Origin of the sequence: Thauera sp. WB-2 (assembly GCF_027594845.1) — a bacterium.
Taxonomy (GTDB): domain Bacteria; phylum Pseudomonadota; class Gammaproteobacteria; order Burkholderiales; family Rhodocyclaceae; genus Thauera; species Thauera mechernichensis.
This window is the reverse complement of sequence record NZ_CP088935.1, coordinates 1,837,818-1,852,016: the sequence shown is the minus strand read 5'-3', so window position 1 is coordinate 1,852,016 and position 14,199 is coordinate 1,837,818. Positions and strand designations below refer to the sequence as shown.

Annotated in this window: 13 protein-coding genes; 8 read left to right on the top strand and 5 right to left on the bottom strand. The window is 66.5% G+C overall.

The features are described 5' to 3' along the window. The first annotated feature begins 128 nt into the window (after positions 1-128). The 5 genes from LQF09_RS08485 to glyA all read left to right on the top strand — a co-directional run bounded on the left by LQF09_RS08485 (position 129) and on the right by glyA (position 5,550). Entirely contained in the window at positions 129-1,370 is a 1,242-nt protein-coding gene (locus LQF09_RS08485) for a benzoate/H(+) symporter BenE family transporter (protein ID WP_270069677.1), read from the top strand. Further along, the gene (locus LQF09_RS08480; protein ID WP_270069676.1) at positions 1,370-2,185 is read left to right on the top strand and encodes a YggS family pyridoxal phosphate-dependent enzyme; all 816 of its coding nucleotides are present in this window, start codon (positions 1,370-1,372) and stop codon (positions 2,183-2,185) included. The genes LQF09_RS08485 and LQF09_RS08480 overlap by 1 nt, the downstream gene beginning before the upstream one ends. Continuing rightward, positions 2,182-2,901 (top strand): glutamine amidotransferase, encoded by a 720-nt coding sequence (locus LQF09_RS08475; protein ID WP_270069675.1) that lies wholly within the window; start codon positions 2,182-2,184, stop codon positions 2,899-2,901. Before LQF09_RS08480 ends, LQF09_RS08475 begins: the two co-directional genes overlap by 4 nt. An 85-nt stretch (positions 2,902-2,986) precedes the next feature. Continuing rightward, positions 2,987-4,219 (top strand): aspartate aminotransferase family protein, encoded by a 1,233-nt coding sequence (locus LQF09_RS08470; protein WP_270069674.1) that lies wholly within the window; start codon positions 2,987-2,989, stop codon positions 4,217-4,219. A 65-nt stretch (positions 4,220-4,284) separates the two neighbouring features. Continuing rightward, positions 4,285-5,550: a serine hydroxymethyltransferase gene (gene glyA, locus LQF09_RS08465; RefSeq protein ID WP_270069868.1), complete on the top strand. Its 1,266-nt coding sequence runs from the start codon at positions 4,285-4,287 to the stop codon at positions 5,548-5,550. Between the two features lie 81 nt (positions 5,551-5,631). Here glyA and LQF09_RS08460 read toward each other — a convergent pair whose 3' ends face one another. Then, positions 5,632-6,132, bottom strand: coding sequence for a Fur family transcriptional regulator (locus tag LQF09_RS08460; RefSeq protein ID WP_270069673.1), 501 nt, complete (start codon positions 6,130-6,132; stop codon positions 5,632-5,634). An 80-nt stretch (positions 6,133-6,212) separates the two neighbouring features. On the opposite strand from LQF09_RS08460, the gene hisI reads away from it, so the two are divergent. The 3 genes from hisI to LQF09_RS08445 are packed head-to-tail and all read left to right on the top strand — an operon-like array spanning position 6,213 to position 8,742. Next, positions 6,213-6,635: a phosphoribosyl-AMP cyclohydrolase gene (gene hisI, locus LQF09_RS08455; protein ID WP_270069672.1), complete on the top strand. Its 423-nt coding sequence runs from the start codon at positions 6,213-6,215 to the stop codon at positions 6,633-6,635. Continuing rightward, positions 6,632-8,116 (top strand): cysteine--tRNA ligase, encoded by a 1,485-nt coding sequence (gene cysS, locus LQF09_RS08450; protein WP_270069671.1) that lies wholly within the window; start codon positions 6,632-6,634, stop codon positions 8,114-8,116. Before hisI ends, cysS begins: the two co-directional genes overlap by 4 nt. Beyond that, positions 8,113-8,742, top strand: coding sequence for an alcohol dehydrogenase catalytic domain-containing protein (locus LQF09_RS08445; RefSeq protein WP_270069670.1), 630 nt, complete (start codon positions 8,113-8,115; stop codon positions 8,740-8,742). Before cysS ends, LQF09_RS08445 begins: the two co-directional genes overlap by 4 nt. A gap of 85 nt (positions 8,743-8,827) precedes the next feature. Here the strand turns inward: LQF09_RS08445 and LQF09_RS08440 are convergent, their stop codons facing one another. The 4 genes from LQF09_RS08440 to LQF09_RS08425 all read right to left on the bottom strand — a co-directional run bounded on the left by LQF09_RS08440 (position 8,828) and on the right by LQF09_RS08425 (position 14,080). Further along, complete coding sequence (locus LQF09_RS08440) at positions 8,828-9,187, bottom strand: DUF1801 domain-containing protein (RefSeq protein WP_270069669.1); 360 nt, start codon at positions 9,185-9,187, stop codon at positions 8,828-8,830. A gap of 638 nt (positions 9,188-9,825) precedes the next feature. Continuing rightward, complete coding sequence (locus tag LQF09_RS08435; protein ID WP_270069668.1) at positions 9,826-11,016, bottom strand: MFS transporter; 1,191 nt, start codon at positions 11,014-11,016, stop codon at positions 9,826-9,828. Beyond that, positions 11,013-12,077, bottom strand: coding sequence for a class I SAM-dependent methyltransferase (locus tag LQF09_RS08430; RefSeq protein ID WP_270069667.1), 1,065 nt, complete (start codon positions 12,075-12,077; stop codon positions 11,013-11,015). Before LQF09_RS08430 ends, LQF09_RS08435 begins: the two co-directional genes overlap by 4 nt. Before the next feature lie 14 nt (positions 12,078-12,091). After that, positions 12,092-14,080 carry a TonB-dependent receptor gene (locus LQF09_RS08425; RefSeq protein ID WP_270069666.1) on the bottom strand — a complete coding sequence of 663 codons (1,989 nt, stop codon included), beginning with the start codon at positions 14,078-14,080 and terminating at the stop codon, positions 12,092-12,094. Positions 14,081-14,199 lie beyond the last annotated feature (119 nt).

The following is a 14,199-nucleotide window of genomic DNA, read 5'->3' as shown; positions in this document are numbered from 1 at the left end:
TGAGCGTGCTTGAACAATTGGCCGGTATCGCTTAACGAAAGTGGTGGGGAACAACGGGCCATTTTAGGCTTAAAAAGCTGCTTTCGGAGCAGATCGATCCCCCACTCTCCTGGAGCCCCAAGCCCGCCATGTCGTCATCCACCTCACCTTCCCCCATCTGTCCGAGCGATCTCGCCCACCCCCTGGTGGCCGGGCTGGTCTCGGTCATCGTCAACTACGGCGGCACCTTCATCCTCGTCTTCCAGGCCGCGAAAGTGGCCGGCCTCAGCCCGGAGCTGACAGCCTCCTGGGTGTGGTCGATCTCGATCGGCGTGGGCGTCACCGGGATAGTCCTGAGTTGGACGGCACGCGAGCCGATCATTACCGCGTGGTCCACGCCGGCCGCCGCGTTCCTCATCACCGCACTTGCGACCACGCCCTATGCCGAGGCGATCGGTGCCTACCTGCTCTCGGCGGCGGCCTTCGTGGCATTGGGGTTGTCCGGGTACTTCGAGAAAGCCATCCGGCTGATCCCACCGGGCATTGCCGCCGGATTGCTGGCCGGCATCCTGCTGCAGTTCGGCATCGGCGCCTTCGGTGGCATGAGCATCGACCCCGTTCTGGCGGGCTTGTTGATCATGGCGTATCTGGTGCTCAAGCGCTTCACCGCACGCTATGCCGTGGTAGGCATCCTGGTGCTGGGGCTGGCCTTCCTGCTCATCGAGGATCGCGTCGATCTGTCGGGGCTGGCATTGCAACTCGCCGCGCCGGTTTTCACCATGCCGGCGTTCTCGCTCAACGCCACCTTGAGCGTTGCACTGCCGCTGTTCCTGATCACGCTGACCGGCCAGTACATGCCGGGCATGCTGGTGCTGCGCAACGACGGCTTCAAGACCAGTGCGAACCCCATCGTGACCGTCACCGGGCTCGGTTCGCTGCTCATGGCACCGTTCGGCTCCCATGCGTTCAACATCGCCGCCATCACGGCCGCGATCTGCACCGGCCGGGAAGCGCACGAAGACCCGTCCAGGCGCTGGATCGCCGGCATCGCCGCGGGGGTCTTCTACATCCTCGTCGGGGTGTTCGGCGTGACCTTGGCCGCCCTCTTCATGGCCTTTCCGGCGACCTTCATCACCACGCTGGCCGGCCTGGCGCTGCTGGGCGCCATCGGCGGCAGCCTGGCCAGCGCCATGGCCGACGCACAGGCGCGCGAGGCCTCGCTGATCACCTTTCTGGCCGCAGCCGCCAACATCAGCTTGCTGGGCATCGGCGGTGCGTTCTGGGGCCTGGTGATCGGGCTGGTGGCGCATGCGGTGCTCAACGGCCGCCTGCCCCAACGAGCGCCAAGGCAGGTAATGGCGTCTGCCCCCGTAAACAAGGGGGTGAGCTGATGAGCCCCTCTGTCGATGCCCTGTGTGATCACGACCCGCATGGACGTTATCCCGAGGCCCTCACCGTGGAGGACTTCCGCCACAAGCTGGCCGCCGTGCGGGCACGCATCGACGCCGCCTGCCGTCGCGCGGGCCGCGATCCGGCGGACGTGCGCCTGCTCCCGGTGAGCAAGACCAAGCCCGAGGCCAGTGTTCGCATGGCCTACGCGGCCGGTTGCCGGATGCTGGGCGAGAACAAGGTGCAGGAGGCCCATCGCAAATGGGAAGCCACGCAGGATCTCGGCGGGCTGCGCTGGTCGATCATCGGCCACCTGCAGACCAACAAGGCGCGGATGGTGGCGCGCTTCGCCGACGAGTTCCAGGCGCTGGACAGCCTGCGCGTGGCCGAGGCACTGGAACGCCGCCTGCAGGTCGAGGGACGCTCGCTGGACGTGTTCGTGCAGGTCAACACTTCGGGCGAGGCCAGCAAGTATGGCCTGGCACCCGAGGATGTCCCAGGCTTCGTGCGCGCCCTGCCGGCCTTCTCTGCCCTTCGCGTGCGCGGCCTGATGACGCTCGCACTGTTCTCCAGTGAGGCCGAACGGGTACGGCAGTGCTTCATCCTGCTTCGCACGCTGCGGGACCGACTGCGCCAGAGTGCCGCCGCAGGTATTGGCCTGGATGAGCTGTCCATGGGCATGTCCGGCGACTTCGAGATCGCCATCGAGGAAGGTGCCACCGTGGTGCGTGTCGGCCAGGCCCTCTTCGGCGCCCGCCCCTTGCCCGACAGCCACTATTGGCCAGCGAACCCCCAAACACAGGAGCCCCGATCATGAAGACCGCCATCGCCATTCGCCATCTGGATTTCGAAGACCTGGGAACGCTGGAACCCCTGCTGCAAGCGCGCGGCTACACGATCGAGTATGTCGATGCGACTCGAGATGCGTTGAACACCCGCGCTGTCGATGCTGCTGACCTGCTGGTGGTGCTCGGTGGCCCCATCGGCGCCTTTGACGACGAGGCCTATCCATTCATCGTGGATGAGTTGGCCTTGGTGCGTCGGCGGCTGGACGGCCATCGCCCACTGCTGGGGATCTGCCTGGGCGCGCAACTCATCGCGCGCGCGCTCGGCGCCAGGGTGGCCCCCATGGGTGTCAAGGAGATCGGCTTTGCGCCACTGACGCTGACACCGGAAGGTCAAGCCTCGCCGCTGGTCGCGCTGGGCAACGTGCCGGTCCTGCACTGGCATGGTGATCAGTTCGACATTCCACCCGGCGCGCTGCGGCTGGCAGGGACGGAGGTGTGCCCCAACCAGGCCTTTTCGGTCGGGCGCCATGTGCTCGGGCTGCAATGTCACCTGGAGGCAGACCCGCGCCAGATCGAACGCTGGCTGGTCGGACATGCCTGCGAACTGGCCCAGGCGGGAATCGACCCGCGTGCACTGCGCACCCAGGCATGCGCCCTGCACACACGGCTACCGCAGGCTGCGCGGGCGGCGTTCTCCCGCTGGCTCGACGGCGTCGAATCGGAACCGCCCTGCAGCCAGCCATGACGGCGAAACGCTCTCCGTGCCACTTCGGTTCGACTTGCTCCAGCCCATCCCACGTTATCCAAGACACCTACCTGAGGCAGCAATCATGCAATACCACGCGTCGCACCTGATGCGGGCCTATGCCCGTCAACCCGTTTCCTTCGTCCGCGGCTCCGGCGCACGCCTGTGGGATGCACAAGGCTTCGAGTACCTCGATGCCATTGCCGGCATCGCGGTCACCAGCCTGGGCCACGCCCACCCCGAGATCGCCGCCGCCATCAGCGAGCAGGCCGGGCTGCTGCTGCACACCTCCAACGTCTTTCGCATCGACTGGCAGGAGCGGCTGGGCGCGCGCCTGTGCGCATTGACCGGCATGCAGAAGGCTTTCTTCTGCAACTCGGGGGCAGAAGCCAACGAAGCGGCGCTCAAGCTGGCGCGTCTGCATGGCCATCGCAAGCAGGTGGCGCAACCCCAGATCCTCGTGATGGAGAACGGCTTTCACGGTCGCACCCTCGCAACGCTCTCGGCAACCGGCAACCCCGCGAAACAACACGGCTTCGAGCCACTGATGCCGGGCTTCGTGCGCGTGCCCTACAACGATCTCGACGCGGTGCGCCAGGCTGCCGCGCAGTGGCCCGACATCGTGGCGGTGCTCGTCGAGCCGGTGCAGGGCGAAGGGGGAATCCGGGTTGCCGCAGCCGATTACCTGCGCGGACTGCGTGTCCTGTGCGACCAACACGACTGGCTGCTGATGGTCGACGAAATCCAGGCCGGCATGGGCCGGACCGGCGCCTGGTTCGGCCACCAGCATGCGGGCATCACGCCCGATGTCGTCACGCTGGCAAAGGCGCTGGGCAACGGTTTTCCGATCGGCGCCTGCCTGGCGCGGGGGCAAGCCGCCGACCTGTTCTCACCCGGGCAGCACGGCTCGACATTTGGCGGCAACCCGCTCGCTTGCCGGGTCGCGTGCTCGGTGCTCGACATCATGACGCGCGAGAATCTGCCTGAGCGGGCCGCCCTGCTCGGTGCGCGCCTGCTCGACGGCCTGCAGCGGGCACTGGGCAGCCACCCCGACGTGGTCGCCATCCGTGGCCAGGGCCTGATGGCGGGGATCGAACTGAACAGGCCCTGCACTGAGCTGGTCGGGCGCGCCCTGGCCGAACAGCGCTTGCTCATCACGGTGACCCGCGGCAACACCATCCGGCTGCTGCCCCCGCTGGTGTGTGACGAAGCGCAGATCGACGACATCGTGGCGCGCCTCGCCCACCTGCTGTCGCCGGCCGCATCGGACGGCCCTGCAGCGCCCGTCGAAACGACGCCGCAGGAAGCAGCGGCATGAAGCTGGGCATCGACGCCCCCACCCGTATCGAACCCGAGCATTCCAGACCACAGGACGACCCACCCATGTATGACCCATCCCTGACGCTCTCCGATTTTGATCCCGAGTTGGCCGCAGCCGTGCTGCGCGAGGAACGCCGGCAGGAAGACCACGCTGAGCTGATCGCCTCCGAGAACTACGCCAGTCCGCTGGTGATGGCCATCCAGAACACCGTGTTCACCAACAAGTATGCCGAGGGCTATCCGGGCAAGCGCTACTACAGCGGTTGCGAGCACGTGGATGTGGCCGAGCGCCTGGCCATCGAGCGGGCCAAGGCCCTGTTCGACTGCGACTACGCCAACGTGCAGCCTCATGCCGGCGCGCAGGCCAATGCCGCGGTCTTCCTGGCGCTGACCCATCCCGGCGACACCGTGATGGGCATGAACCTGGCCCAGGGTGGCCACCTGACCCACGGCAATCCGTCCAACTTCTCCGGCCGTCACTACAGGATCGTGCCCTATGGTCTCGATCCGGAAACGGGACTGATCGACTACGACGAGATGGAGCGCCTTGCGCTGGAGACCCGGCCCAGGATGCTCATCGGCGGCTTCTCCGCCTACTCCCGTTACAAGGACTGGGCGCGCATGCGCGCCATTGCCGACAAGGTGGGCGCCATCTTCTGGGTGGACATGGCCCACGTGGCCGGTCTGGTCGCGGCCGGCGAATATCCGGACCCGCTGCCGCATGCCCATGTGGTCACCAGCACGACCCACAAGACGCTGCGCGGCCCGCGCGGCGGCATCATCCTGGCCAAGTGCCAGGATGATGGTTTTTACAGGAAGCTCGACACCGCCGTGTTCCCCGGCATCCAGGGCGGCCCGCTGATGCACGTGATCGCCGCCAAGGCGGTGGCCTTCAAGGAAGCCCTGTCTCCGGCGTTCAAGTCCTACCAGCGGCAGGTGGTCGTCAATGCTCGTGCCATGGCCGCCGTGCTCCAGCGCCGCGGCTACCGCATCGTGTCCGGCGGCACCGACAACCATCTGATGCTGATCGACCTCTCAAACAAGCCCTATACCGGCAAGGAAGCGGACGCCGCACTCAGCGCCGCGTACATCACCGCCAACAAGAACTCGGTGCCCAACGACCCGCGCTCACCCTTCGTGACCTCAGGGCTGCGCATCGGCACACCCGCCGTGACCACGCGCGGATTCGGTGCGGCGAAATGCGAGGACCTGGCCGGCTGGCTGTGCGACGTGCTCGATGCGTTGGAGGTCGGCAGCAGCGAGCAGGTGGCAGGGAGGATTCGGGAGCAGGTGGTGGCCTTGTGTCGTCGCCATCCCGTCTATCGGTAGGCGCTGCTGGATCGCGCCAATCGGTATGCGCACAGCTGCCATCGCTCGTCCTCAGCCACGAGCCTCCAAACATTCGCACCTTCACTTCACATTGAAATCACTACCCTGGGTACTTGGACCAGTGGCACGGCAATCCGGGCAGGTCGAGGAAACCTCGACCTCCTGGCAGTCGAGCGCGTGTCCGGCTCGGGCAATGCTGCGCAGCAAGGATTGCATGAGGGCCGAATCGTGAAGCTCGCTCACTTTCCCGCAGTGCGGGCAGACCAGAAACAGACCGGGTAGATCATGCGATTCGTGGCGGCAGGCCACGAACTGGTTGATGCGTCCGATCTTGTGGACCAACCCCTGTTCGATCAGAAAATCCAGTGCCCGATAAACCGTCGGCGGGGTTGCGTTGCTGCGCAGTTGCTTGATCTGGGCGAGCAGGTCATAGGCCTTCAGGCCATTCTCGTGCCGCAGGAGTAGATCCAGGACGTCGCGCCGTATCGGTGTCAACCGCGCGCCGCGCGCCGCGCAGTGGGCTGCTGCGCGGTCCAGAGGATCCTCGCTCTTGTTGGCTGCGCCGTGACACATGATGTTCATGCGCGCAATTCTAGGGGGGCGAGCTGGAATGTACAAATGCAATGTTATAACATTGCATTTGTACATTCCCTCTTTGCCATATGTTCAAGAACCTGGAATCAGCGCCGGCCGGGACGACAGTCGCCACCGATGCCGCGCTTGCCACCCTGCCATTCGATCGGGACGGTCTCATTGCCGCCGTCACGCAGCAGTTCGACACCGGCGAAGTGTTGATGCTGGCCTGGATGAATCGCGCAGCACTGGAAGAGACCCTGGCGACGGGACGCGCCTGTTACTGGTCGCGCTCGCGCAAGGCCCTGTGGAGAAAGGGCGAAACCTCGGGGTGCTCGCAGACAGTCAAGGAGGTCCGCCTGGACTGCGACGGCGACGCCGTCCTGCTTCTGGTCGACCAGCTTGACGGAGCCTGTCATACCGGCCGCCGCAGTTGCTTCTACCACCGGATCGACAACGAGCGCCTCGTCGTCCTGAGCGCTCCGCCCCATCGAGACGGAGGCGTCCAATGACCCGGAATCCCGAGGACAGCACGCACAGTGCAAGCATCGGCTCGCAGACCGCAGCGGCACCGGGACCTGGCCGGAACCGGCCGGCGACGATTCGTCTGCACAACACCTTGCGCGGCCAGAAGGAAATCTTCGCGCCGCACGATCCGCAACGCGTCACGATGTACGTTTGCGGCCCCACGGTCTACAACTTCGTCCACATCGGCAATGCCCGGCCGGTGGTGGTGTTCGACGTGCTCTACCGCTTGCTCTCGCGGCATTACCCGCAGGTCGTATACGCCCGCAACATCACCGACATCGACGACAAGATCAACGCTGCTGCGCAGGCCGCGGGCGAGCCGATCCGCGTGCTGGCCGAGCGCTTTGCCGCCGCCTACCGCGAGGACATGGCCGCCCTCAATGCGCTGCCGCCCGGCGTCGAGCCCTGGGCCACGGATCACGTGCCGCAGATGATCATGCTGGCGCAGCAGCTGATCGAGCGCGGTCATGCGTATGTGGCCGATGGGCATGTGCTCTTCCATGTGCCATCGCTTGCCGACTACGGCAAGCTCTCCGGTCGCCGGCGCGACGAGATGATTGCCGGGGCCCGCGTGGAAGTCGCACCCTACAAGCGCGACCCGGCGGACTTCGTCCTGTGGAAGCCTTCGACGGACTCGCAACCGGGTTGGGACAGCCCCTGGGGGTTTGGTCGTCCGGGCTGGCACATCGAATGCACCGCGATGATCCACACCCACCTCGGGCGCTCGATCGACATCCACGGCGGTGGCCAGGATCTGATCTTCCCGCATCACGAGAACGAGATCGCGCAGGGCGAAGGCGCCTATGGCGGCGAGTACTGCCGCTACTGGGTCCACAACGGCTACGTCACCGTCGACGGCGAGAAGATGTCGAAGTCCTTGGGCAACTTCCGCACCGTGCGCGACCTGCTGCAGCACTATCCGGGCGAAGTCATCCGCTACGCCCTGCTGGCAGGGCACTACCGCAAGCCGCTCGACTTCTCCCTGGGCGCGCTGGATCAGGCCCGCGCTGCGCTCGACCGCCTCTATGGCAGCCTGTTGCCTTACGATGATCGGCCGCGACGACCCCACGGCGCCGACGCCCAGGACATCGAGGCCGCGCTGGCCGATGACCTCAACACCCCGCTCGCGCTTGCCCGCCTGCACGAAACGGCTGCGGCCCTGCGCAAATGCACCGACCTCGCGGAACAAGAACAGTTGCTGGAGACGCTGCGCGATGGTGCGGACCTGCTCGGCCTGCTCCAGCAGTCCCCCGGCCAATGGCGGCAGCACTCTGTGGAAACGGACGATGCGCCCGGCGTGGAGCGCATCGAAGCCCTGATTGCTGCCCGCAGCGACGCCCGGGCAGCGCGCGACTTCACGCGGGCCGATGCCCTGCGCCATGAATTGATCGCGCTCGGCGTGGGCATCGAGGACGGCGCAGCCGGCACCACCTGGCACCGCCTTCCCGTGCAGGTAAGCGAATGAGGGCCGAGCTCACCCTCGGCGGACACTACAGACGCTCGCTAAAGGCCTATGGTGGTACGGATGTGCTCACTATGAAAAGCGTACCGGTGCCGAAGCCCGGCGCAAACGAGGTGCTGATCCGGGTGCAGGCGACTACCGTCTTCTCTGCGGACCGGCGGATCCGGGCGATGGACTTTCCTTCCGGTTTGCGGCTGGCCGGTCGCCTTGCGTTCGGGCTTAGCCGCCTGCGGCGCCCGGTGCTGGGAGCGGAGTTGACCGGCATCGTAGTCGCGCTGGGCAGCCGAACGACACGCTTCAAGATCGGTGACCCGGTCATCGCACTGAGCGGCCTGCGCATGGGTGGGCATGCCGAGTATGCGGCCATTCCCGAGCGGGCTGCGATCGCGGTTCGACCTGCGCCCATGCCGATCGAGACCGCCGCTGCGCTCAGCTTCGGCGGCACGGCAGCACGCAGCTTCCGCTGCCGGGCCAGGCTGTCCGCGGACGAACACATCCTCGTGATCGGTGCGGCGGGGCCGGTGGGCAGTTCGCCCCGCTACTCGACAGCGTTTTCGCCTTCGAAGCGTTGCCCGAAGCGCATGCACGAGTCGATACCGGACACAAGCAAGGCAGCGTCGTGGTCATGACTTGCGGACAGGGCTGACCAGACTGTGCACCTCCTCCTCCACCTGCCGGTCGCCCCCGGCACAATCTGGATCACGACTTGGCGTCTCACGGTTCCGAGGCTGCGCTGAACGCCAGCAGGAGATAGTCGCGCACATGCTTTGCCGCGATATCCCGAACCGACGACAGCTTGATGTGGCGCCGCAGCTTGCCCGTGCCCTCAAGCACCCCGAACGAGTCTTCAAGCGACGCACCCGCGCCGAATTCAAGCGAGACGTGCTTTGCGTAAGAGAAGATCCCGCAGAACGGCTTGCCGACGGAGAATAGGATGCCGCCGTACTTCACCTCTTCGGACACTGACGGCCCCAAGGCGAGAATGATCTCACGCAGTACCTGCACGAGTTCGAAGCGCTCCTGATCAAGCAGGCGGATGTCTTCGAGAAGTTGTGGAATGCGGTCGATGGTCATGGCAGGCAAGGTTCAAGGGGAGAATGCTGCGGTGCACTGTACGGGCGCGGCCATTGCGCACGTTCCAGTCGATATCCGGAGGTTAGGCTCGTCCGTAGTTTCGACAAACAGATCCATTCACGACCACTTCGCAAGACTTCTCCGAATGCGCTCACGGAACGCCTCGACCTCCTCCATGGAGAGCCAAGCGACGTAATGGCGCGTCCCCGTCGCGGCTCGTGGAGCCGGGGCTTGATTGGGCCGAGGTCGCCTGCATGATCGTAGGCGATCCCGGGTGCTCATACACGATCAAGGAAGCGCATAGACGCCGACCTCGCCCCGGGGCGAAGCCGTTTCAGCTTGTCGCTCGTTCGTACACCCCGTACGCCCAAAACCCCCTGCCCGGCTTCGACGGGCCATGCCAACCGAGCTTTCGAAGCTCCTGGGCGATGAAGTGATTGATGAACCCATGGCCAACGAGCAGGACGTTTCCATACTGCTCGGCCAACTCCACCAGCCGCGTCGCCGCTCGCCTCGCGCGCCCTTGTATCCTTGAGTTCATAAGCGGGCTTGCCATGGCGCAACAAGGTAATTCGCATGTTCCCCGAAACTCTCAGTTTATGGCGCACCGATGCATGCCATGACCGCCGGAGTATATGCTATTCAAATTGCCTGTTGGCGGATATCAGCAACGCAACCGCCAGCGCCGCAACGGCAAGCGCCGCCAGCATGCCGGGGTAGCCGAGGCGGTCGAGCAACAGCCCGGCTGGCGGCGCGACAGCGATCCGGCCGAACGTAAACAGGCTGGCCTGCAGGCCGTAGTCGGCGGCCCGCCAGTCATCGCGCGCGAATTCCATCATCAGCGCGAAGGCGAGTGCGGAAGCCACGCCCATGGCGACCGCGAGGACTGCGGCGGCGGCGACCAGCCCGGCTTGCGTCCCGTACCCGGCAGCGGCAGCCAGCAGTAGTAGAGCAAGCACATTCGCGCCAGCGGAGAGCGGCAGTACCCGGAGGATGAGCACGCGCGGCACAAGTCCGGCAGCGAAACTGGCCAGCGCCCCAAGGGCGCCGCCGCCGACACCAGCGATCCAGGCGACCTCGCTAGCCGGAAAGCCGCGATCGAGCAGCAGCGGCTTGAGATAGACCCACGCGGCGGCGACGAAGGGAAAGTAGCCGAGCAGCACGACTGTCCAGATCCCCGCCCCGGCCTGTCGGAAGAAGCCGCGCCACACGGCGAGCGGCGTCGAGCGGTGGATGCCGGAACCACTGCCATCGTCCTCGATACATCCAAGCAACCACAAGGCCACGAGCAGGCAGCCCCCCAGCAGCAGGAAGGGCGCCGCCCAGCCAAGCGCCTGCTGCAACAGCAGCATCGCGCCACCGCCGACGACCGCGCCCGCGAACGTGGCGGCCGAGCGCACCCCGCCGGCGCGGGGGCGCTCCTCGGCGGGAAACAGCTTGATCGCCAGCGCATTGACCGGGATATCCGCCCAGGTGGCGCACAGGGCGGCCAGCAGCGTCAGCGCGAAGAGGATGCCTTTGTGGGCATCCGCCCCCAGCGCGGCCAGGGACAGCAGGGCCAGGAGGTAGCTGCCGCCGGTGAGCCACGCCCAGCGCCGGTAGGGACGGCGTCCCGCCCGCCAACGTTCGATTGGCAAGGCCAGGAACAGTTTGAACACGGCCGGCAGGCCGGCCAGTTGGAAGAGCCCGATCTCCGCGCCCGACCAGCCCTGCTGCCGCATGACGAGCGGCAGTCCCAGCCAGAGATAGATGGCCGGTGCCGTCAGCGCGAAGTTGATCCAGCCGAACAGCACGTGGCGCACGCGCACGTGGGAAAGGGCCGCGCTCATGCCGCCTTCCTCGCAACGACGACCTGCAGCGGCGCCATCGGAAACAGGGCCGATGCAAAGGTCTCGATGCGGCAGAAACCGATGCGCCGCAGCGCCGCCGCCATGTCACCCCGGTGGCCGACGTGGCGTCCCTGCATCAGCATCGGCAGGTAATACTGCAACACCTCGGCGGCTGCGGCCGGCTCGTCGCCAATCTCGGCGTGCGCGCAGATCAATGCGCCGCCCGGCCGCAGCGCAGCCAGGATCTTGCGCAGAACCGCCTCGGTATCCGGCACGAAGTGCAGCACCGAGGAACACCAGACGAGGTCGTAGTCGCTGCCGCCCACACTGCCGATCGCGTCGGCCGCCAGGTCGCCGCCGAGCACGGAGAGCCGGTCTGCGAGGCCTACGGCGGCGATGTTCTCAGCCGCGACAGCCACGGCTTCGGGGAAATCGAAAACCACGCCGGAAAGCCCGCCCTGTCGCCGCGCCAGCTCGATCGCCACCCAGCCAGGGCCTCCGCCCAGGTCGAGCAGCTTCGTCGCCGCCGCGAACTCCGGTACGCGCGACACGATCTCCAGCGCAGCCGGCACGGTGGCCGCATGCTGGTCCTGGGCCAGTTGCCTGCGCGCGGCCGCGGCCCACTGCTCGGCCATGCGTTCGAGGGCCTGCCCGCCTTCGGCCTGCACCCGCTGTCGCACCTGATCGCGCAACAGACCGGCGGCCTGCCTGAGCCGGGCCTCACGGTAGCGCCAGGCGTCGCCGGACCAGGTGGGAGAGGCGGCCAGGAAGTAAGCGCGTCCGACTTCCGCGAGGTCGTACACGGTCTCCGATCCCCCGATGTGGTCCACGGCGGGGCGCGCAGATCGGTCCAGCAGGCCCATGCCCCAGAGCAGTTCGAGCAGATGGGCGGTGTTCCGGGAATCCAGGTCGAGCTGGGCGGCGAGCTCGTCGGGCGTTCGAGGCTCGACCATGGACTCGAAGATACCCAGCGCCAGGGCTGCGCTCAGTGCCTCGGCCTGGATGGGCGCGGCCGCCAGCGCCCAGTAGCGTTGCAGGGGGTGCTGTTTTTCAGGATTCATGTGCATTGCTCCGTTTACATGCGCCAGGTCAGCCGCACGCCCAGCTCGCGCGGCGGGCTGTAGATGGTGGCCACGCCGTTGAGGAATCCGACGGTGTCGTACTGCTTGTTCGTGGCGTTATGGACGTAGGCGGACAGCTCGGTGCGCCCGAAGGTGTAGCCCGCCAGCAGGTTGACGACGCCGTAGCCCGCCCGCCCATAGGTGTTGGCGGCGTCGAGATAGACCTTGCTGGCGCCACTCAGATGGGCCTGGGCATACCAGCCTTGCGGGGCGTCGTAGCGCACCCCGAGGTGGCCGGTGATATCCGGTGCGAGCGGGTTGTGCTTACCCTTGTAGTCGTTGGCGCCATCCCGGAACTCGCGGAAACGGGTGCGATTCAGCCCCAGCGCGGCCTGGAGCTGCCAGCCCGAACCGAGCAGGTACTGCAGCTCGGCATCGATGCCCACCGGACGCGCCGACGCCGCATTGGTGAGGAACATCTGGCCGGGCAGGCCGATCTGCTGGACCTGCATGTCACGCACGTCCATGACGTAGGCCGCGACGCCGTAGCGCAGGCGCCGCGCCAGGAGCCGCCCCTTGACGCCAAGCTCGAAGGAGCGCACCCGTTCCGGTTGGTAGCGCCGGTAGGCCTCGGGCGCAAAGGCATTGAAACCGCCGGCACGAAAGCCGTCGGCGACGCTGGCATAGACCTGTGCGTCCTGCCGCCATTGGTACTGCAGCGCCACCTTCGGCGAGAAGCGGGTCCATGCGCGCGACTGTTCGCGCTCCCCGGCCAGGGCGAAGCGCACCTCGTTGCGCTCGATGCGGGCACCCGCCGTGACCGTCCACCGATCCGCCAGCGGGACGATCCAGTGGGTGAACAGCGCCGCCGAGTGGCCCTTTTGCGTGGCCGAGGTCGTTGTCGAACCCAGCGGAATCTTCTGCCCGAAACTCAGGTCATGATCGTCGCGGTCCGCGTAGAATCCCGCCAGCCACTGCGCCGGGCCCACCCTGCCCTCCAGCCGGAATTCCTGCGACAAGGTGCGGAAGTGGTGGTCGCGGCTCACATGCAGCATGTCCGCCGGCATGAAGTCGATGTCCTGCTTGATGCGGTCGGTGAATTCGCTGTTGGCGGTGATCGAGCGCAGCTTCAACTCGGGGGCCAGTTCGTGCGCGATGTCGAGCGACACGGTGCGCGCGGTCGAGTCGTTCCAACTGTCGGTGCCGGAGCGCACCGTGGCGCGCGGCGCGCTGACTGCCCCCCACAGCGAGCCCGCGTCGCGATAGTCCCGTTGGGCATAGCGCAGCGTGGCATCGGTTCGATCGCCGGGCGTCCAGCGCAGCGCCAACCTGCCATTGCGGCGTTCGCGGTCGTCCTCCTTGCCGCCCTTGAAGGCGTTGTCGACGAAGCCGTCCTGGGCGAAGAACTCGCCAGCCCCCCCGAGGTAGAGGGTGTCCTTCACTAGCGCATGGCTCGCATCGAAGCGCAGCGCACGCTTGTCGCGGCTGCCGAGCTCCGCCGAAACGACGGCGTAGGGATCGTTCCCCGGCTGGCGTGTGACGATGCTGACCGCACCAGCCTCGGCGTTGCGTCCATACAGCGTTGACTGCGGCCCCCGCAGCACCTCCACTCGCTCAATGCCCAGCAGGTTGTCGTCGAAACCCTGCCCGCGCAGGGTCGGCACGCCATCGACCACCAGCGCGACCGAGGACGAGAACCCGATGACGTTGGCCGTCAGGCCGCGCATGACCGGCGGCTGCAAGCCCGACTGCCCCGACGCCTGGAAGGTGAAGCCGGGTGTCATCCGCGCCACCCCTTCTAGGCTATCAACGCCGGCAGCTTGCAGATCCTCACCGTCAAAGGCCGAAACGCTGGCCGGCACATGTTCCAACACCTGGGATTGCTTGTTCGCCGTGACCGTGACGGCGGGCAGCGCCTGTACTTGCGCCTGCTGTGCTGCGGCCGGCAGGGCTGCGCCAATCAGCGCCAGCAACCCGGCCGCGCGGCTGGAAATCGTGGGCATCGCTTGTCCTCCTCGAGTTCATGTGGACCTCATGGTATTCGTCAATGCGAATCGTTCTCATATAAAATCGATTGCGTTCGGGAGGGATTCGTATGCAAACGGGAGCGAGGCGTGGCGCC

What these genes read in the sequence shown, in the direction of transcription:
- LQF09_RS08445 (WP_270069670.1), top strand. Translation starts at nt 8,113, where the DNA reads ATGAGGGCCGAGCTCACCCTCGGCGGACACTACAGACGCTCGCTAAAG.
- LQF09_RS08470 (WP_270069674.1), top strand. Translation starts at nt 2,987, where the DNA reads ATGCAATACCACGCGTCGCACCTGATGCGGGCCTATGCCCGTCAACCC.
- cysS (WP_270069671.1), top strand. Translation starts at nt 6,632, where the DNA reads ATGACCCGGAATCCCGAGGACAGCACGCACAGTGCAAGCATCGGCTCG.
- glyA (WP_270069868.1), top strand. Translation starts at nt 4,285, where the DNA reads ATGTATGACCCATCCCTGACGCTCTCCGATTTTGATCCCGAGTTGGCC.
- LQF09_RS08475 (WP_270069675.1), top strand. Translation starts at nt 2,182, where the DNA reads ATGAAGACCGCCATCGCCATTCGCCATCTGGATTTCGAAGACCTGGGA.
- LQF09_RS08480 (WP_270069676.1), top strand. Translation starts at nt 1,370, where the DNA reads ATGAGCCCCTCTGTCGATGCCCTGTGTGATCACGACCCGCATGGACGT.
- LQF09_RS08430 (WP_270069667.1), bottom strand. Translation starts at nt 12,077, where the DNA reads ATGAATCCTGAAAAACAGCACCCCCTGCAACGCTACTGGGCGCTGGCG.
- LQF09_RS08460 (WP_270069673.1), bottom strand. Translation starts at nt 6,132, where the DNA reads ATGAACATCATGTGTCACGGCGCAGCCAACAAGAGCGAGGATCCTCTG.
- hisI (WP_270069672.1), top strand. Translation starts at nt 6,213, where the DNA reads ATGTTCAAGAACCTGGAATCAGCGCCGGCCGGGACGACAGTCGCCACC.
- LQF09_RS08435 (WP_270069668.1), bottom strand. Translation starts at nt 11,016, where the DNA reads ATGAGCGCGGCCCTTTCCCACGTGCGCGTGCGCCACGTGCTGTTCGGC.
- LQF09_RS08425 (WP_270069666.1), bottom strand. Translation starts at nt 14,080, where the DNA reads ATGCCCACGATTTCCAGCCGCGCGGCCGGGTTGCTGGCGCTGATTGGC.
- LQF09_RS08440 (WP_270069669.1), bottom strand. Translation starts at nt 9,187, where the DNA reads ATGACCATCGACCGCATTCCACAACTTCTCGAAGACATCCGCCTGCTT.
- LQF09_RS08485 (WP_270069677.1), top strand. Translation starts at nt 129, where the DNA reads ATGTCGTCATCCACCTCACCTTCCCCCATCTGTCCGAGCGATCTCGCC.